The 16038-nt window shown below is 59.7% G+C and carries 18 protein-coding genes and 1 tRNA gene; 14 read left to right on the top strand and 5 right to left on the bottom strand.

Annotation, left to right across the window (positions count from 1 at the left end):
* Positions 1 to 18: 18 nt before the first annotated feature.
* From FEV51_RS00360 to FEV51_RS00385, 6 genes are read left to right on the top strand one after another with little or no spacing between them, the layout of a single operon-like run.
* A complete protein-coding gene (locus FEV51_RS00360) occupies positions 19 to 471 on the top strand; it encodes a hypothetical protein (RefSeq protein WP_138615261.1) in 453 nt (150 codons plus the stop codon).
* Position 472: 1 nt separating this feature from the next.
* Positions 473 to 1489: a biotin synthase BioB gene (gene bioB / locus FEV51_RS00365; RefSeq protein ID WP_138615262.1), complete on the top strand. Its 1017-nt coding sequence runs from the start codon at positions 473 to 475 to the stop codon at positions 1487 to 1489.
* Positions 1483 to 1983 carry a DUF6998 domain-containing protein gene (locus tag FEV51_RS00370; RefSeq protein ID WP_138615263.1) on the top strand — a complete coding sequence of 167 codons (501 nt, stop codon included), beginning with the start codon at positions 1483 to 1485 and terminating at the stop codon, positions 1981 to 1983. The genes bioB and FEV51_RS00370 overlap by 7 nt, the downstream gene beginning before the upstream one ends.
* Positions 1983 to 4004: an acetyl-CoA carboxylase biotin carboxylase subunit gene (locus tag FEV51_RS00375; RefSeq protein WP_138615264.1), complete on the top strand. Its 2022-nt coding sequence runs from the start codon at positions 1983 to 1985 to the stop codon at positions 4002 to 4004. The genes FEV51_RS00370 and FEV51_RS00375 overlap by 1 nt, the downstream gene beginning before the upstream one ends.
* Before the next feature lie 52 nt (positions 4005 to 4056).
* A complete protein-coding gene (locus tag FEV51_RS00380) occupies positions 4057 to 5490 on the top strand; it encodes an MBOAT family O-acyltransferase (protein ID WP_138615265.1) in 1434 nt (477 codons plus the stop codon).
* On the top strand, positions 5456 to 6508 hold the full coding sequence (locus tag FEV51_RS00385; RefSeq protein WP_138615266.1) for a hypothetical protein: 1053 nt from the start codon (positions 5456 to 5458) through the stop codon (positions 6506 to 6508). Before FEV51_RS00380 ends, FEV51_RS00385 begins: the two co-directional genes overlap by 35 nt.
* A gap of 58 nt (positions 6509 to 6566) precedes the next feature.
* Here the strand turns inward: FEV51_RS00385 and aroB are convergent, their stop codons facing one another.
* Positions 6567 to 7676, bottom strand: coding sequence for a 3-dehydroquinate synthase (gene aroB / locus FEV51_RS00390; RefSeq protein WP_138615267.1), 1110 nt, complete (start codon positions 7674 to 7676; stop codon positions 6567 to 6569).
* Entirely contained in the window at positions 7667 to 8236 is a 570-nt protein-coding gene (locus FEV51_RS00395; protein ID WP_138615268.1) for a shikimate kinase, read from the bottom strand. The genes aroB and FEV51_RS00395 overlap by 10 nt, the downstream gene beginning before the upstream one ends.
* A gap of 60 nt (positions 8237 to 8296) precedes the next feature.
* On the opposite strand from FEV51_RS00395, the gene FEV51_RS13085 reads away from it, so the two are divergent.
* The 5 genes from FEV51_RS13085 to FEV51_RS00415 all read left to right on the top strand — a co-directional run bounded on the left by FEV51_RS13085 (position 8297) and on the right by FEV51_RS00415 (position 13760).
* On the top strand, positions 8297 to 8446 hold the full coding sequence (locus FEV51_RS13085; RefSeq protein ID WP_171032992.1) for a hypothetical protein: 150 nt from the start codon (positions 8297 to 8299) through the stop codon (positions 8444 to 8446).
* Positions 8443 to 10335: a hypothetical protein gene (locus tag FEV51_RS00400; protein WP_138615269.1), complete on the top strand. Its 1893-nt coding sequence runs from the start codon at positions 8443 to 8445 to the stop codon at positions 10333 to 10335. Before FEV51_RS13085 ends, FEV51_RS00400 begins: the two co-directional genes overlap by 4 nt.
* The gene (locus FEV51_RS00405) at positions 10332 to 11213 is read left to right on the top strand and encodes a tyrosine recombinase (RefSeq protein WP_138615270.1); all 882 of its coding nucleotides are present in this window, start codon (positions 10332 to 10334) and stop codon (positions 11211 to 11213) included. Before FEV51_RS00400 ends, FEV51_RS00405 begins: the two co-directional genes overlap by 4 nt.
* Positions 11214 to 11223: 10 nt before the next feature.
* Positions 11224 to 12168, top strand: coding sequence for an acetyl-CoA carboxylase carboxyltransferase subunit alpha (locus FEV51_RS00410; protein WP_138615271.1), 945 nt, complete (start codon positions 11224 to 11226; stop codon positions 12166 to 12168).
* Between the two features lie 116 nt (positions 12169 to 12284).
* Positions 12285 to 13760 (top strand): M48 family metalloprotease, encoded by a 1476-nt coding sequence (locus FEV51_RS00415; protein WP_138615272.1) that lies wholly within the window; start codon positions 12285 to 12287, stop codon positions 13758 to 13760.
* A 77-nt stretch (positions 13761 to 13837) separates the two neighbouring features.
* Here the strand turns inward: FEV51_RS00415 and FEV51_RS00420 are convergent, their stop codons facing one another.
* Together FEV51_RS00420 and FEV51_RS00425 are read right to left on the bottom strand one after the other, a co-directional pair.
* Positions 13838 to 14017, bottom strand: a complete 180-nt coding sequence (locus tag FEV51_RS00420; RefSeq protein WP_138615273.1) for a Flp family type IVb pilin — start codon at positions 14015 to 14017, stop codon at positions 13838 to 13840.
* A gap of 121 nt (positions 14018 to 14138) precedes the next feature.
* On the bottom strand, positions 14139 to 14321 hold the full coding sequence (locus FEV51_RS00425) for a Flp family type IVb pilin (RefSeq protein ID WP_342773715.1): 183 nt from the start codon (positions 14319 to 14321) through the stop codon (positions 14139 to 14141).
* A gap of 85 nt (positions 14322 to 14406) precedes the next feature.
* On the opposite strand from FEV51_RS00425, the gene FEV51_RS00430 reads away from it, so the two are divergent.
* Complete coding sequence (locus tag FEV51_RS00430; RefSeq protein ID WP_138615274.1) at positions 14407 to 14829, top strand: (deoxy)nucleoside triphosphate pyrophosphohydrolase; 423 nt, start codon at positions 14407 to 14409, stop codon at positions 14827 to 14829.
* A 45-nt stretch (positions 14830 to 14874) separates the two neighbouring features.
* Positions 14875 to 14951 (top strand) — tRNA-Arg (locus FEV51_RS00435).
* A gap of 92 nt (positions 14952 to 15043) precedes the next feature.
* On the opposite strand, the gene FEV51_RS00440 is transcribed toward FEV51_RS00435, so the two are convergent.
* Positions 15044 to 15397, bottom strand: a complete 354-nt coding sequence (locus tag FEV51_RS00440; RefSeq protein ID WP_246034378.1) for a metallopeptidase family protein — start codon at positions 15395 to 15397, stop codon at positions 15044 to 15046.
* Positions 15398 to 15530: 133 nt separating this feature from the next.
* Here FEV51_RS00440 and FEV51_RS00445 point away from each other — a divergent pair, with 133 nt between their 5' ends.
* On the top strand, positions 15531 to 16022 hold the full coding sequence (locus tag FEV51_RS00445; protein ID WP_138615276.1) for a hemerythrin domain-containing protein: 492 nt from the start codon (positions 15531 to 15533) through the stop codon (positions 16020 to 16022).
* The last annotated feature ends 16 nt before the right edge of the window (positions 16023 to 16038 follow it).

The following is a 16038-nucleotide window of genomic DNA, read 5'->3' on the forward strand; positions in this document are numbered from 1 at the left end:
GGACATGTCTGCAAAGAGTTGGCTGACTATGCAGTCGAGTTCCAACCAATGCACGATACGGAGAATTGTGGCGTAAGCGTGCTGCTTGCCGGTGCAGTCAAAGCTGGAATGTTTGGTGTGTGTGAATACAGTATTGAACGTGTTTCTGAGGAGGATTGCGCTCCAAAGGCTGGTCAGAAAGCTGACTTGTGGTTGCTTGATAAGGGTCGGGGATATGGGTTCGAGTTCAAACAATACTGCGCTCACAAACCCAACAACAGGGACTTAGGCGGTCAAATGCACTTGGCAAAACTGGCCGCAAAAACACTGCCTGACGAACAAGATCGCGTTTTTGGCGGCGTGATTGCGCCTGTTTTTCCTGACGATTTGGAGGAGGAACTTATTGAGTTTGCACAATATGTTGACTATCCGGTGCAATTGAACTCGGCGGCCGGTTGGAGCGCGTTCATATTTTTCGACGAGGTGAGGTAGAATGCAAGTCCGCACCGACTGGACCCGCGCAGAAATCGCGGCTCTTTTCGACCTTCCCTTCACCGAGCTGCTCTTCCAAGCCGCCACCATCCACCGCGAGTTCCATCCGCCCGAGCAAATCCAGCTCTGCACCTTGCTGTCGATCAAGACCGGCGGGTGCCCGGAGGACTGTGGCTATTGCTCGCAATCGGTGAAGGCGAACTCTGGCGTCGAGGCGACCAAGCTGATGGATGTTCAGCAGGTGCTCCAGCGCGCGGCGCAGGCCAAGGATGCGGGCTCGCAGCGGTTTTGCATGGGTGCCGCATGGCGCAACCCCAAGGACCGCGACATGCCCGCCATCGTCGAGATCGTGAAAGGCGTGCGCAGCATGGGGCTGGAAACCTGCATGACACTGGGCATGCTCGAACCGCATCAGGCCGATATGCTGGCCGAGGCGGGGCTGGATTATTACAACCATAATGTGGACACCGGCCCCGAATATTACGAGCGCGTGATCACCACCCGCAATTATCAGGACCGGCTCGATACGCTGCGACACGTCCGCGATTCGGGCATCAATGTTTGCAGCGGCGGGATCGTCGGAATGGGCGAAACGCGCGCCGACCGGGTGGGCTTCGTCCACACCCTCGCCACGCTACCGCAGCATCCCGAAAGCGTTCCGGTCAACGCGCTGGTGCCGGTCAAGGGCACGGTGCTGGGCGACATGCTGGCCGACACTCCGCTGGCCAAAATCGACGACATTGAATTTGTCCGCACCGTCGCGGCGGCGCGCATCACGATGCCGCTGAGCATGGTGAGGCTTTCCGCAGGCCGCGAAAGCATGAGCGAAGCCACGCAGGCGCTGTGCTTCCTCGCCGGCGCGAACTCGATCTTCACCGGTGACAAACTGCTGACCGCCCCCAATGCGGGCGACGACAGCGACGCCGCGCTGTTCGCCAAGCTGGGCCTGACAGCGCTGAAGGGTGAAGAACCGCTGCGAGCGGCGAAGTGTGGCGCACTGGAGACGCCGGAATGTTGAGAGAGAAATTTTACCTGCCTGATGCGGTCGGTCAAATCGCGCGTGCTAGGAACGACTTAATCGATCATTATTCAGATAGTGGATTGAAATTCACGCCAGACGGAAAGCTAGTTGGTGATCTGGGGGAGGCAGTCGCTGCCCAGATGTTCGATATTGACATTGTCCAACAAAATTACATCGACGGATATGCTCGACACGACAGGCGCCCAGTTCAGATCAAAGCGACAGGGCGGGCAAACGGATCATTTCTTTTTCGACCTTGCGCTTACGAATCTGCTTCGGAAATTCATTTGATCGCCCTGATATTTTGCTGGGATGAATGCACGTTCAGCGTTGCTTATAACGACCGAGAGGAGCTAGTCCGTCCCAAGTATCTTGAAGGGCAAAGCGGTCAAAAGTCATTAACCGTCTCATCTTTGCTGAAGCGAAGCGGTGTCGCAATTAATCCGCTTCCAGCAAATCAAGATTTTATAGCAAAATATCGAAAGATCTAATGTTCTCCAAAATCCTCATCGCCAACCGTGGCGAAATCGCTTGCCGGGTCATCAAGACCGCGCGCCGGATGGGTATTGCGACCGTCGCGGTCTATTCGGATGCCGATGCGCGTGCGCCGTTCGTGCGGATGGCCGATGAAGCCGTGCACATCGGCCCGGCGCCTGCGGCGGAGAGCTACCTGGTCGCGGACAAGATCATCGCGGCGGCCAAGCAGACCGGGGCTGAGGCGGTGCATCCGGGTTACGGCTTCCTCTCCGAACGCACCAGCTTCGCCGAGGCGCTGGCCGCCGAGAACATCGCCTTTATCGGCCCGCCGGTGAACGCGATCGCGGCGATGGGCGACAAGATCGAGTCCAAGAAGCTGGCCAAGGAAGCGGGCGTCAACGTCGTCCCCGGCTTCGTGGGCGAGATCGAGGATACCGAGCACGCAGTGCGCATCGCCAACGAAGTCACATATCCGGTGATGATGAAGGCCAGCGCTGGCGGCGGCGGCAAGGGGATGCGGCTCGCCTATAACGAACAGGACGTGCGCGAAGGGTTCGAAGCGACCAAGCGCGAAGGACTGAACAGCTTTGGCGATGACCGCGTGTTCATCGAGAAATTCATCCTCAATCCGCGCCATATCGAAATCCAGATCCTGGGCGATAAGCACGGCAACATCCTCTACCTCAACGAACGCGAATGCAGCATTCAGCGCCGCCACCAGAAGGTGGTCGAGGAAGCGCCGTCACCTTTCGTCACGCCCAAGATGCGCAAGGCGATGGGCGAGCAATGCGTCGCGCTGGCCCGTGCGGTGGATTATCACAGCGCCGGTACTGTCGAACTGATCGTCAGCGGCGCGGATGAGACGGGGGAGAGTTTCTACTTCCTCGAAATGAACACAAGGCTTCAGGTGGAGCACCCGGTCACCGAAGCGATCACCGGCGTCGATCTGGTGGAGCAAATGATCCGTGTGGCCGCTGGCGAGAAGCTCGCCATGACGCAGGATGATGTGACAATCGACGGCTGGGCCATCGAGAACCGCGTCTATGCCGAAGACCCCTATCGCGGGTTCCTGCCCAGCACCGGACGGCTCGTCCATTACCAACCCCCGGTTGAACCCTGGGCCGATGACGGTGACGCAAACGGCCGGCGCGGTATTGGAGGCGTGCGCGTTGATGATGGTGTGTACGAAGGCGGCGAAGTGTCGATGTTCTACGATCCGATGATCGCCAAGCTGATAACTTGGGGCGAAACGCGTGACGAAGCTGCTGACCTGCAAGTTCAGGCGCTCGACGCCTTTCGCATCAATGGGCTGGGCCACAATGTCGATTTTCTCAGTGCTATCATGCAGCATCCCCGGTTCCGCTCGGGCGAATTGACGACGGGCTTCATTGCCGAGGAATACCCTGACGGTTTTGCAGGTGCGGCGGCACCGGATGAATTGCTGCGCGGACTGGCTGCGGTGGGCGGCGTGATCGCCACCGTCGATGCCGACCGCGCGCGGCGGATCGACCAGAAACTGGACGACACTTTCTATGCCCCCGGTGACTGGACAGTGCGGATCGGCGGCGTGGATTACCGCGTCGCGCTGGAGGAAGATGACATCACCGTCGATGGTGCCTCCGTCGATCTGGAAATGGAATACACGCCGGGCGAGCCGATGGCTGAGATTGCTCTGGGGGATGACACGCTGACCCTGCAATTGCGCCCCACTCGCGCGGGCTACGCCATCACAACGCGCGGCGCGACGCACGATCTGCGTATTCTCCAGACGCGGGTTGCGCATCTGGCCGATCACATGATCGAGAAGATACCGCCGGATCTTTCGAAATTCCTGATCTGCCCAATGCCCGGTCTGCTGGTGAAACTGCATGTCGCCGAAGGCGAGGAGGTCCAGCCGGGCCAGCCGCTCGCCACTGTCGAAGCAATGAAGATGGAAAACATCCTGCGCGCCGAAAAGCAGGCGGTTGTGGCGAAGCTCAATGCAGTGGAAGGTGACAGCCTGGCGGTGGATGCGGTTATTCTCGAAATGGAATAGCGGGCTGTGGGGGCGCTATGACGACTGATACCGGGCACAGGGCCAGCTCAAAGTGAGCTTTCACAGCATAGAATATCTGCTGTTCCTGCCGCTGGCGGTTGCGGTGTTTTTCTTCACACCGCATCATTGGCGCTGGCTGGTGCTGGTCGTCCTGAGTATGCTTTTCTACGCCAGTTGGCGCGTTGAATTCCTGTCGCTGCTGTTGTTCTCAACCACGCTGGATTATGGCGCCGCGCGGTTGATGCCGCATGCGCGCAGGCCGTGGAAAATGGCCCTGATGGGGCTGAGCATGGCAGGAAATATCGGCCTGCTGATTGCATTCAAATTCTTTACCCAGATTGCCAACGACTGGTTCAGCGCGGCTTTGATGCCTGATCAGTCCAGTTCGACGCCGATGCTGTTCTTGCTGCCTCTGGGTATCTCGTTCTACACCTTCCAGACGCTCAGCTACACCATCGACGTCTATCGCGGGAAGCGCCTGCCGGAACGGCACCTTGGCCATTTTGCAGCCTATGTGATGTTCTTCCCGCAGCTGATTGCCGGCCCGATCGAGCGGTTTGGAACGCTGATGCCGCAGCTAAAGCGTGAACAGGTTTGGGACTGGAACCGCTCCGCAGCGGGCGGGGGTCTCTTCCTGATTGGGTTGTACAAAAAGCTGGTGATTGCCGACGGTCTGGGCCCCTTGTTGACGGTCTGGGTTGCGGGTGCGCAGACCAATGGCGGGGCCTATGTACTCACGATCGCGGGCGGGACCATGTACCGCTATTACGCCGATCTTTCGGGATATGCCGATATGGCGATTGGTTCGGCATTGCTGATGGGGATCAAGCTTACGCAGAATTTCCGGCGTCCGTTCGCGGCCAAGTCGGTGGCTCAGTTTTGGCAGCGCTGGCACACGACAGTATCGAACTGGTTCAGGGATTATGTTTACGTCCCTTTGGTCAAAAAAATGCCAGCGGTGCCGGGTGCACGCTTTGCCGCGATCATGTTGACGATGATCCTGGTTGGGATCTGGCATGGTGCGACGGCCAACTGGATTGCGATCGGGATTATTTCGGGCTTTCTGATAGCTTTCTCAAATCGCGGCAGGAAAATCCTCGTTTCACACACTTCCAATTCACCTCTATTGCGCAGATCATTTGACCACATTGATCGGGTGTTGTTGTGGGCTGCGATATTGGTGTTTGGGACGCTGGTAGCCTTTCGTGAAGTGGATCCGGCCCTCGCGGCGCTGGCCAGACTGCCTCAGGCACCGGCAGAAATCTTTCTGGCTCCGCGAGAGGTGTTTCCGTTCATACCCATGTATCTGCTCGGAGCGATCATGTTGCTGGAAATCTATCAGTGGCTCGATGCACGGGCTTCCGTCCATGAGCGGCTGATCACCCGGCCCCGCTGGATTTCCTGGGGCTTCTATCTTGCGCTGATTGCAGCGATCATCATGTTTGGCAGCTATGACAACCCAAGCTTCCTCTACTTCCAGTTCTAGGATCGGCTGGCGCAGCGCGCTGGGCTATATGGCGGCGGTCGTTATGGTCGTTCTGGTGCTGAACGTCGTAGCCCGGCTTGCCGAGCCGCCAAATTATATTGGTGAAATGCGCGCCAAGCTCGGCGGAGTACCTGGATCAGAGGCAGTCGTCCTTGGCCCGTCTGTGGCCAAGCACCTTGTCCCGGCCGCCATGTGTCTGAAAGGGGCGAATATCGCCGAATCTGCAATGGATGTATTCGAAGCTGAGGCTTTGGCGCGCCATCTTGTGGCACGCGGCGAAGTTCCGCCGGTGTGGATTATGGGTGTGATCCCAAGCTTCCAATTGGCGGATAACGGCAGCAAAGGGTCAAGCACGCTTGGCAGGCGATTGCTGACTTACCGCACGCTGCAATCGCTGGGCGATCCTCGATTGATTGGCGACGATGTCCGCTCGGCGCTTCGCTCGCTAATTTTTCCGGCACTTGGGCATCAGGAATGGCGATTGCGCCTGAGAATGATGGAGCAGCAAATGCGCGGTGTGGGATGGGCAAGGCCAGACGTCACGGTTTCGCAGAAAGCAATTGCCAATGAGGCAGAGGACCAGAGAATGGCTACCGAGTGGGTGGCTACATATTCCGCAGCCGCCTCTGGTATAGCTGCTTACGACAATACAATTGCAGACCGATCACTGGCAAGCTTGCTGCGGCTTAATCGATTGCTAAACGACAGCGGTGCGCGTCTGGTGATTGTGGTGATGCCAGTGTCGCCTGCCACTACGGCTTATTTTAAATCCGACGAGTCTGTAGCCGTGACAGGCATGGATATGATCGAGCAACGCCTCACTGCAGATGGAGCTGTGATCATCAATGATCTGACCGATGCGCAATCAGAGCGGGCGCATGGTGAATTCCGTGACGCAGTGCATTTCAACCGTTCTGGAGGACTGCGGTATTCTCGCGATCTGGGTGAGAGATTGACTGAGGCAGGAGTCATCCCGAATCTGGAATGTCCATCGCTCAAGCCAGATTCTGACCAGTGATATCAGAAGCGCGAACGTAATCGCTTCAAATCGAACTCGCCACGATAGAAAACACGATTCAAGCGCTCCGAAGCTCTTTCTCCAGAAACGCTGCGACATCGTTCAGCGCCACATCCTTGGCCAGAAATGCTGCACCAATGCTGCGCAGCAAAACGAAGGGCAGGGTGCCTGCATCCATCTTCTTGTCGTGCAGCATATGCGCGACCAATGTCTTGCCATCGCAGCCCAGTTTGAGCGAGCCGATATCCGCTGGTAAGCCTACAGCACTGACTGCCTCAGCGACCTGTTCGGCTTCGTCCGGCCCCATGTGTCCACGGCGCGCGGAATAGCGCGCAGCCAACACCATACCCAGTGCCACGCCTTCGCCGTGCAGCAAGCGGTTCGAGAAGCCGGTCTCTGCTTCCAGCGCGTGGCCGAATGTATGGCCCAGATTGAGCAGGGCGCGCGTGCCGCTGGTTTCGCGTTCGTCCTCGGCCACGATCCGCGCCTTCATCGACACGCTGGTGGCCACGGCGTGTTCCAGAGCAGCGGTTTCCAAGGCAAGCACTGATGTTCCGTTTTCAGTCAGCCAGTCGAAAAATACACGGTCGCCAAGCACCCCGTATTTCAGGACCTCGGCATAGCCGGCCCGCATTTCGCGCGCGGGCAATGTGGCGAGCGTGTCGAGATCGGCCAGCACCAGCGCCGGTTGATGGAAGGCACCAACCAAATTCTTGCCAGCAGATGTGTTGATGGCAGTCTTGCCGCCAACCGAGCTGTCCACTTGGGCCAGCAAGGTGGTGGGCAGCTGCACGAAGCCGCACCCGCGTTTGAGAATGGCGCAGGCAAAACCGGTCAGATCCCCGACCACGCCGCCGCCCAGCGCGAAGACATGATCGCCGCGTTCTGTGCCCTTTTCCAGCAACCAGTCGGTCAGTCTTGCCAGCTCGGCCCAGCTCTTCGATCCTTCGCCCGGCGCGACATCGTACCAGGCGATTGTGCAGTCTTGCGCAGCGAAGGATTGCGCCAGCCTCTCACCATGCAATTGGCGTGCATTTTCGTCGGCCACCACCGCCACACGGTCCTTGCGGATGAAACGTGATGCCAGCGTAGCGGAATTTTCCAGTAAGCCACGGCCGACATGGACTTCATACCTGCGGCCAGACAAATCGACAGGTATTACAGCCATTTGCCGATTGCCTCGATAATGCGCAGCGCGGTGTCATGCTGCGGTCCATTATTGGTGACGACGCGGATTGGCGCCTCTGCATAGGCTTCGTTGCGGGCTTCTTTCAGCTCTGACAGGATCGCTTCAGGATCGCCATCGCGCAGCAGCGGGCGGGTGTCGCGGCGCGATGTGCGTTCGACCAGTGTGGCGATGTCGCAGTCCAGCCACACGGCGATCCCTTTTTCGAGCACCAGCGTGCGTGTCTGGTCATCGACAAAGGCCCCGCCGCCGGTGGCGATCACGCCGGATTCCTCGCCGATCAGCCGGGCCAGCACGCGCCTTTCGCCATCACGAAAATAGACCTCGCCATGCGCGGCAAAGATTTCCGCAACCTTGCGATTGGCGGCGCGTTCGATCTCCTCGTCGGCATCGACGAACTTGCGGCCCAGCAGCGCAGCGACTTTTCGCCCCACGGTGGTCTTGCCCACGCCCATCAGACCCACCAGCACAATCGGGCGATCAATGCGCAACGCGATTGTCGCAATCTCCATATCGGACAGCGAAGGGGTGGTCTGGGTCATTGCCGCCCGGCCTATAGATGGGCTAGTGGCTGGGCAAGATATGACGATTTGCAGTGGGACGTGAAAAAGTTGGCAATAAAGGGCACGCGGATCGGATGCATTCTGGTGATTGTGCTGCTGGCGGCGCTGGTCGCCGCATGGGTCGATGGCGGCGAAGAGCCGCTGCGCCCGATCGAAGAACCTGTCGCAATGCCGGAGAGCGCACAATGAAAACATCATGGCTGATTGGTGCCGCCGTTCTGGCGCTGTCATCGACGCTGGTGCTGGCGCAGGAAGCGCCGGTGGATCTGTTGCCGCCAGGTTTCAGCGATCCCGCACCCACGCCGACACCGCGGCCCACGTCCAGCACACCGGCTCCGCGCCCCAGCCGCGCACCTGCTCCAAGTGCGACATCCGCGCCCGGCACTCCGTCGCCTCCGGTGCCGACCAATTCTGGCGAGGTGGTCCAGCAACTGCCGGGTTCGTATCAAGGCCCGCAAAGGACGCCTGCCGCCGCGCCTGCACAGCCTGATCTGTCGCGGCTGCCAACGTTGCGCGAGCTGGAGGCAATGAGCACCGACGAACTTGACGAATTCTTGGGGCTGAAGCCCAAAATCGATATCCCCGCTGGTGCCCAACGGTCAATGGCCCAGGTGGGAGTGATTGCGCCAGCGGAAGGCGGCCTGCCCGTCGGATCTTTGGCTAAACAGCCTGCATCTTTGGTCCGCGCCGCCCTGAAAGGCGCGACCGGGCCGGTGATATCGCGCTGGGGACATATCCTCATGCGCCGGGCGCTTGCCAGCCGGCTCGAAGCCCCGCAGGCTATGGACCCGGCAGAGTTTGCTGCGCTGCGGGCAGGCGCGCTCAATGCAATGGGCGAATTTGGACCAGCCCGCGCGCTGGTGCAGGATGTCGACACTGGCAATTACTCGCCCGCGCTGACCGATGCCGCGCTGACCGCTTATGTGGGCACAGCGGACGTCCTCGGGGCGTGCCCGGCGGTGCAGCTTGGCAAGAGCAAGCGCGACGATCCCGAATGGAAAATGCTTGCCGGAATTTGCAACGCCTATGCCGGCGAAACCGCACGGGCGCAGACCGACCTGAGGCGTTTGCAGACCCGCGGTGAGGGCGAACGTATCGATGTCCTTCTGGCGCAGCGGCTCGCTGGCGCAGCGGGACGCGGGCGGCGCGGCGTCACGATCGAATGGGACGGAGTCGAAGCGCTCACGCCGTGGCGGTTCGCGCTGGCGAATGCGGTAGGCGAGGATGTGCCTGAAGCACTGCTGAGCAATCTGGCGCCATCCTATCTGAGCGCATCGGCCAATGCCGCGATGCTGCCGTTGCCGAAACGTGTTCGCGGGGCCGATCTGGCTGCACAGGGCGGTATTCTGTCAGCCGCTGCGATGGTCGATCTCTACTCGCAGATATTTGCCGATCAGGCCGATGATGGTGCCGCGATGTTAACCGCCTCGCGCCTGCGGGAAGCTTATGTCGCTCCGGCAGCGGCGCAGCGGGTCGAAGCGATCCGCGATGTGTGGAGCGGCGATAAAAAATATCGTTATGGCCGAATGGTCCTGACTGCCTATGCGGCGGCGCGGGTGACGCCCAGCAACGAATTTTCCGATGATGCGGGACAGCTTATCGCTTCGATGCTGACCGCTGGGCTGGACCGCGATGCTATGCGCTGGGCTGGCGTGGTCGATGATGGCAGCCTTGGCTGGGCCTTGCTGACACTGGCTGCGACGGGCGAAAATAGCGCTTCGGGCGGCGACATCGACAGCTTTATTGATGATGACGAATCGGCGGGACAGCGCAAATCGCGGATGCTGCTGGCGGGCCTGGCAGGACTGGGCCGCGTCGGGCGCGGCGATATCGCGAGTTACAGCAGCCGGTTGGGCGTGGATTTCTCCTCTCCAACGCGCTGGACGCGGACTATCGGACAGGCGGCAGAATTTGGCAATCCGGCGCTGGTTGCGCTGCTGGCCGGGCTGGGGATGCAGGGCGACAGCTGGGATCGGATGACCGCGCGCCACCTTTTCCACATTGTTTCTGCGCTCAATGAAGTGGGCCTGAAAGCCGAGGCGCGGATGATCGCCGCCGAGGCGGTCGCACGCGCGTGACGGCAAGCGCGGCCGAGGATTTCCTCGCCATGCTCGCCTCGGAACGCGGGGCAGCGCGCAATACCTTGCTGGCATATGGCCGTGACCTTGCACAAGCCGAGGAATTGCTTGGCGATCTGGCCACGGCGACGCCTGCACAACTCGCCAAACTAGGGCAAAGCTGGTCCGCACTCGCGCCGTCCACAGTGTCACGCAAGGCGTCGGCTCTGCGGCAGTTCTATGGCTTCCTGATCGACGAAGGCCTGCGTGAAGATGATCCGTCGCAAGCCTTGCCGCGCCCAGCCGCGCGGCGGCCACTGCCCAAGATCCTCTCGCATGGCGAAGTGGAGGCGTTGTTCCAGCAAGCGGAGCGCGATGCGGCAGGTGACGCACCTGCGGCAGTGCGGCTGCTTACTCTACTCGAACTTCTCTATGGCTCCGGCCTGCGCGCGACCGAGCTGGTTTCCCTGCCGCTTTCCGCCGTGCCGCGCGATGCTCCGTTTTTGACAGTCACGGGGAAGGGTGGGCAGGCCCGGATGGTACCGGTCAGTGGTCGTGCCAAAACCGCCATCGCGCGGTGGCTGCCACTGCGGGTGGGCGCCAGCGCATGGCTGTTCCCGTCTCGTCAGGCGCATCTTACACGCATCCGGCTCTATCAAATGCTCAAGGAATTGGCTCTGCGCGCGGATTTACCGCCTGAAAAGCTCAGTCCGCACGTCCTGCGGCACGCCTTTGCCACGCATCTGCTGGAGGGCGGGGCTGATTTGCGCGCGCTGCAAACACTGCTTGGTCATGCCGATATCGCGACCACGCAGATCTATACCCACGTCGATGCGGCGCGGCTGGTGAAACTGGTTAATGAACGTCACCCGCTTGCGCGCGGACGCGCTTCGGACTAGCGACTTCGCGATGATTTCTTACCTCGAATTCGAGAAACCTGTCGCCCAGCTCGAGCAGCGCATCGCAGACCTGCGCGCTGCGTCCGAAGGGGACGAGGTCGATATTGCCAACGAGTTGCAGCGGCTTGAGCTCAAGAGCGCCGAATTGCTTGCCAGCACTTATGCCGCGCTGTCGCCGTGGCAAAAGACGCAGGTCGCCCGGCATCCTTCGCGCCCGCATTTTCGTGATTATGTCGAATTTGCTTTCGATGAGTTCGTCCCGCTGGGCGGTGATCGTTGTTATGGCGATGACGAGGCCATTCTGGGCGGCTTTGCCAGCCTGAACGGTCGCAAGCTGGTGCTGATCGGTCATGAGAAGGGCAATGACACTGCCAGCCGCATCCGGCATAATTTCGGCATGGGCAAGCCCGAGGGTTATCGCAAGGCGATCCGGCTGATGGAACTGGCGGGACGTTTTGGCCTGCCGGTGGTTACTCTGGTCGATACTTCGGGCGCGTTTCCGGGGATCGAAGCTGAAGAACGCGGCCAGGCCGAAGCGATTGCCCGTTCGACCGAGGCGTGTCTGGCGCTGCCTGTACCAATGGTGTCCACAATTGTGGGCGAGGGCGGGTCAGGCGGCGCGGTCGCGCTGGCCAGTGCCGAACGTGTCCTGATGATGGAGCACGCGGTCTATTCAGTGATCAGCCCCGAAGGGTGCGCCTCGATCCTGTGGCGCACTGCGGAAAAGGCGCCTGAGGCAGCCGAGGCGATGAAGATCACCGCACAAAATCTTGCGGCAATCGGAGTGATCGATCGCATTGTCACCGAACCGGTCGGCGGCGCACACCGTGATCCTCGCGGTGCGGCAGAGATGCTTGGCGTGGCAATCGGAGAGGAGCTCGACATGCTATCGAATCGCTCCGCAACTGAGCTGCGACGGATGCGTGAAGAGCGGTTTTTGACAATGGCTGGCTGACGGCCAGCACACGCACGCGGGAACAAAGCCTGCGGTCCCCCTGTTTCTCCTCATGTACATGAGCTTGGTCGCGCGCCTCGGTATGTGGTTGCGCGCCGAGATTTGGGAGCCCGCACATGACACCGATCAAAACAGCCGCAATTTCCACCACCGCTCTGCTTTCGCTCACCCTTGCCGGGTGCGGACCATTGGGCGGGGCAAATATTCCCAGCGCCTCCGCGCCGATTACCCAGACTGAAGCACAGCAGGGTGCGCAGGCACATCCGCAGCTGCTGAATGAATTTGGCGGCGCGATGACCGGCTCGCAGGCGCAATATGTCGAACAGGTTGGCAAGAATATCGCGGTCCAGTCGGGCCTCGGCAATGCGCGCGAATCCTTCACCGTGTCGCTGCTCAACAGCCCGGTGAACAATGCTTTCGCGATTCCCGGCGGATATATTTATACCACGCGCCAGTTGGTCGGCCTGATGAACAATGAAGCCGAACTTGCCGGTGTGCTGGGGCATGAGGTCGGCCATGTTGCCGCCCGCCATTCGCAGCGGCGCCAGGCCAAAGCACAACAAAACTCGCTGCTCGGCGCCGCTGGTGCGATTCTTTCAGGTGTGCTGCTCGGCAATTCGGGGATTGGTCAGCAGATCGGCCAGACCCTGATGCAGGGTTCGCAGTTGTTGACGCTGAAATTTTCGCGTTCGCAGGAGCTTGAAGCTGATGATCTGGGTATCCGTTATCTCAATCAGGCGGGTTACGATCCCCATGCCATGGGCACCGTGCTGCGCAGTCTGGCGATGCAAAACTCGCTAGACGCCCGTGTGCAGGGCCGCGATGACGCACGCATTCCAGCGTGGGCTTCGACTCACCCCGATCCGGCGAGCCGGGTCCAAAGCGCGCTGGCGAAGGCGCAAGGCGGCACAGGCGTCACCAATCGTGACACCTTCCTTACGCGTATCGACGGCCTGTTGTATGGCGATGATCCCAAACAGGGCGTCATCGAGGGACGCCAGTTCATCCATCCCGATATGCGCTTGTCCTTCACTGCACCGCAGGGTTTTTACATGGTCAATGGCACACGGGCCGTAACAATCAGCGGCCAGTCTGGTCGTGCGCAGCTGACCCTGGCGCCGTATAATGGCAACCTCAACAATTACGTTGGGACCGTTTTTGCCGGATTGAGCAAGGAACAGCAGGTTCAGCCGCAGGGCATCCAGCGTACCACAGTCAACGGCATCCCAGCAGCTTACGGTACGGCGCGCGTGAATTCGGGCAATGGTCAGGTGGATGTGACGGTGTTTGCTTATGAGTTCGCCAATAATCAGGCGTACCATTTCCTGGCAATCTCACCCGCAGGCCAGGCGAGCGCGTTCAATTCCATGTTTGGATCGATGCGCAAGATCAGCGCACAGGAAGCGGCGAACGTAATCCCGCGCGTTATCGACGTGGTGACGGTGGGCGCGAATGATTCCACCCAGTCGCTCGCGAGCCGGATGGCGTACACCGACAATCAGCTGGAACGGTTCCGTGTGCTCAATGGTCTGAGCGGCAATGAAAATGTGTCCCGCGGCCAGAAGGTCAAGATCGTCGTTCGCGGACGCTAATCACGGTGTAAAGTTCGGGCAAAGAAAAAGGCGGCGGGGATAGCCCCGCCGCCTTAATCAATTACTTAACGCTTGAATTATGCGCCAGAATTAGTGGCGCTCATCGTGGTCTTGACCGTGTCGAAGGTCGTCGACAGCTCGGTGCCGAGGCTCTGCATTGCAGTGATTGCAGCAACTGCGATGAGGGCAGCGATCAGACCATATTCAATGGCAGTGGCGCCCTGTTCGTCGCGAGCAAGCTTGTTGAAGAATTTCATGTTTCGTCTCCTGGTTGGTTTTCGGTACCCGGCTCGTCCCGTAGAGCCGGACCGAGCAATTCGCATTGTGTCTTCGAGAGGTTGAGAAATCCCTAACTCGCAACCCCAGTTTCTTGTCTCATTACGCGCCTGTAGCGGTGGTGACCTTGGACGAAACTTCCGTCCACATAGCGATCGATTCAGTCCCGAGGGCCTGAACAGCTCCCACCATCGCAAGGAATATAAGAGCAAGAATCAGCCCGTATTCAACAGCCGTTGCACCGCGTGTGTCGCGCCCCAGTTTTTTGAGGAAATCGATCATCATGTGTTGCCCTGTTTGTCGAAGTCAAAGCTGACGATGCAGAGATACCGGCGAGCCAGTTAAGAAAGTGTTGAAGGGAGCGAAAGAATTGGAAAAAATTCCGACATGGCGCTGTGTCGTCGCGCTGGCTTTGGCCGATAATCAGGGGCGCTGGTTGATGCACCAGCGCCCCATCAGCAAACATCACGGCGGCTTGTGGGAATTTCCTGGCGGCAAGGTCGAACCAGGCGAAACCCCTGCAAATGCGTTGGTTCGAGAGAGCGAAGAGGAGCTGGGGATCGTATTGGCGCCCAGTGAGCTTGCTCCACTCGCCTTCGCTCAGGAGGAAGCGGACGCCGTGCCAAACCCGATTGTCATCCTGCTTTACACTTCGCGCATCTGGAGCGGCACACCGCTGTCCAGAGAGGGCGGGGCAGTGGACTGGTACACGCCGTTGCAGATTGCCGAACTGGCCCGTCCGCCGCTTGATATCGCGCTGTGTGAAAAGCTGTTCGGTGAAAGCGCGACTTAGGGATTGCCAAGCTGGCGGGACCTACCTATGTGGCGCCCTCCAAGTGCGCCCGTAGCTCAGCTGGATAGAGTACCTGACTACGAATCAGGGGGCCGGAGGTTCGAATCCTTCCGGGCGCACCACTAAACAGGCCTCTCCTTGATCAGGAGGGGCCTGTTTGCGTTTGGGGGTCCGACATTATTCGCTGCGTCGGTCGATTTTCCCCAGCACGCTGCTACTCGGCATCATCCTCAAGCCGGTGCATATCGTCATCGCTGAAGCCGAAATGATGCCCCGCTTCATGCACAACGACATGGCGGACAAGATCGTCCATGCGAACTCCGGTCTCTCGCCACTCGGCAATCAATGGCTGGCGAAACAGCCATATCTGCGCGGGCATCCTTCCGCTTGCCCAGATCGAGCGATCCGGGAGCGCCTCGCCTTCATACAGACCGCTCAATTGCCAGCGGTCCGTCAAATCTACAGCCGCCAGCTGTTCCGCAGTTGCAAACTCTTCGACCCTCAGAACGACTTCGCCCAGCTTGGTGCGGAACTCGGCGGGAAGGGCGGCAAGCGAGGCTTCTGCCATGGCTTGCATCGTTTCCAGAGTTGGCGGGTGGGCGGACCGGAGCATCCCGCCGGATATGGGAAGGCTGCCAGCACGGGGCAAGTCATTGGAACTACGCCCGCTGTCACCTGTTCATCTGACAAAGGAGAAAACTATGGCCGAAACACAGGAAATTTTCGCTCGTTTGAAGAAAGATCATGATCGCCACCGCGAACTGCTCGACCAGATCCTTGCCACCAGCGGCGAGAGCGACGAGCGAGAAAAGCTGTTTGTCCAGCTGACGAAGGAGCTCAAGGGGCACGCGTCGGCCGAAGAGCAGGCGCTGTATTCAACCATGCTGCGCAAACCCCCGACCACCGATGACACGCGCCATTCGGTGGCTGAGCATCACGAAATCGAAGAAGCGCTCAACGATCTTGCCGCCACCGATATGGCAACCGGCGGATGGTTGACCAAGTTCAAGACATTCGACCATGACTATCGGCACCACATCGACGAGGAAGAGCAGGACCACTTCCCCGAATTTGCCAAACATCTGGACGAAGCGGATATGGAGCATATGCGGAGCGTCTTCGAAAAGCGTAAGAAGGCCGAGAAGGCCGCCGCCGAGGTGACGCCAGAGAAGAAAGAGGCAGCCAAGGAGTAGCTTGCTGCCGAGGGGG

It is taken from the genome of Qipengyuania marisflavi, assembly GCF_005884405.1.
GTDB classification, from domain to species: Bacteria; Pseudomonadota; Alphaproteobacteria; order Sphingomonadales; family Sphingomonadaceae; genus Qipengyuania; species Qipengyuania marisflavi.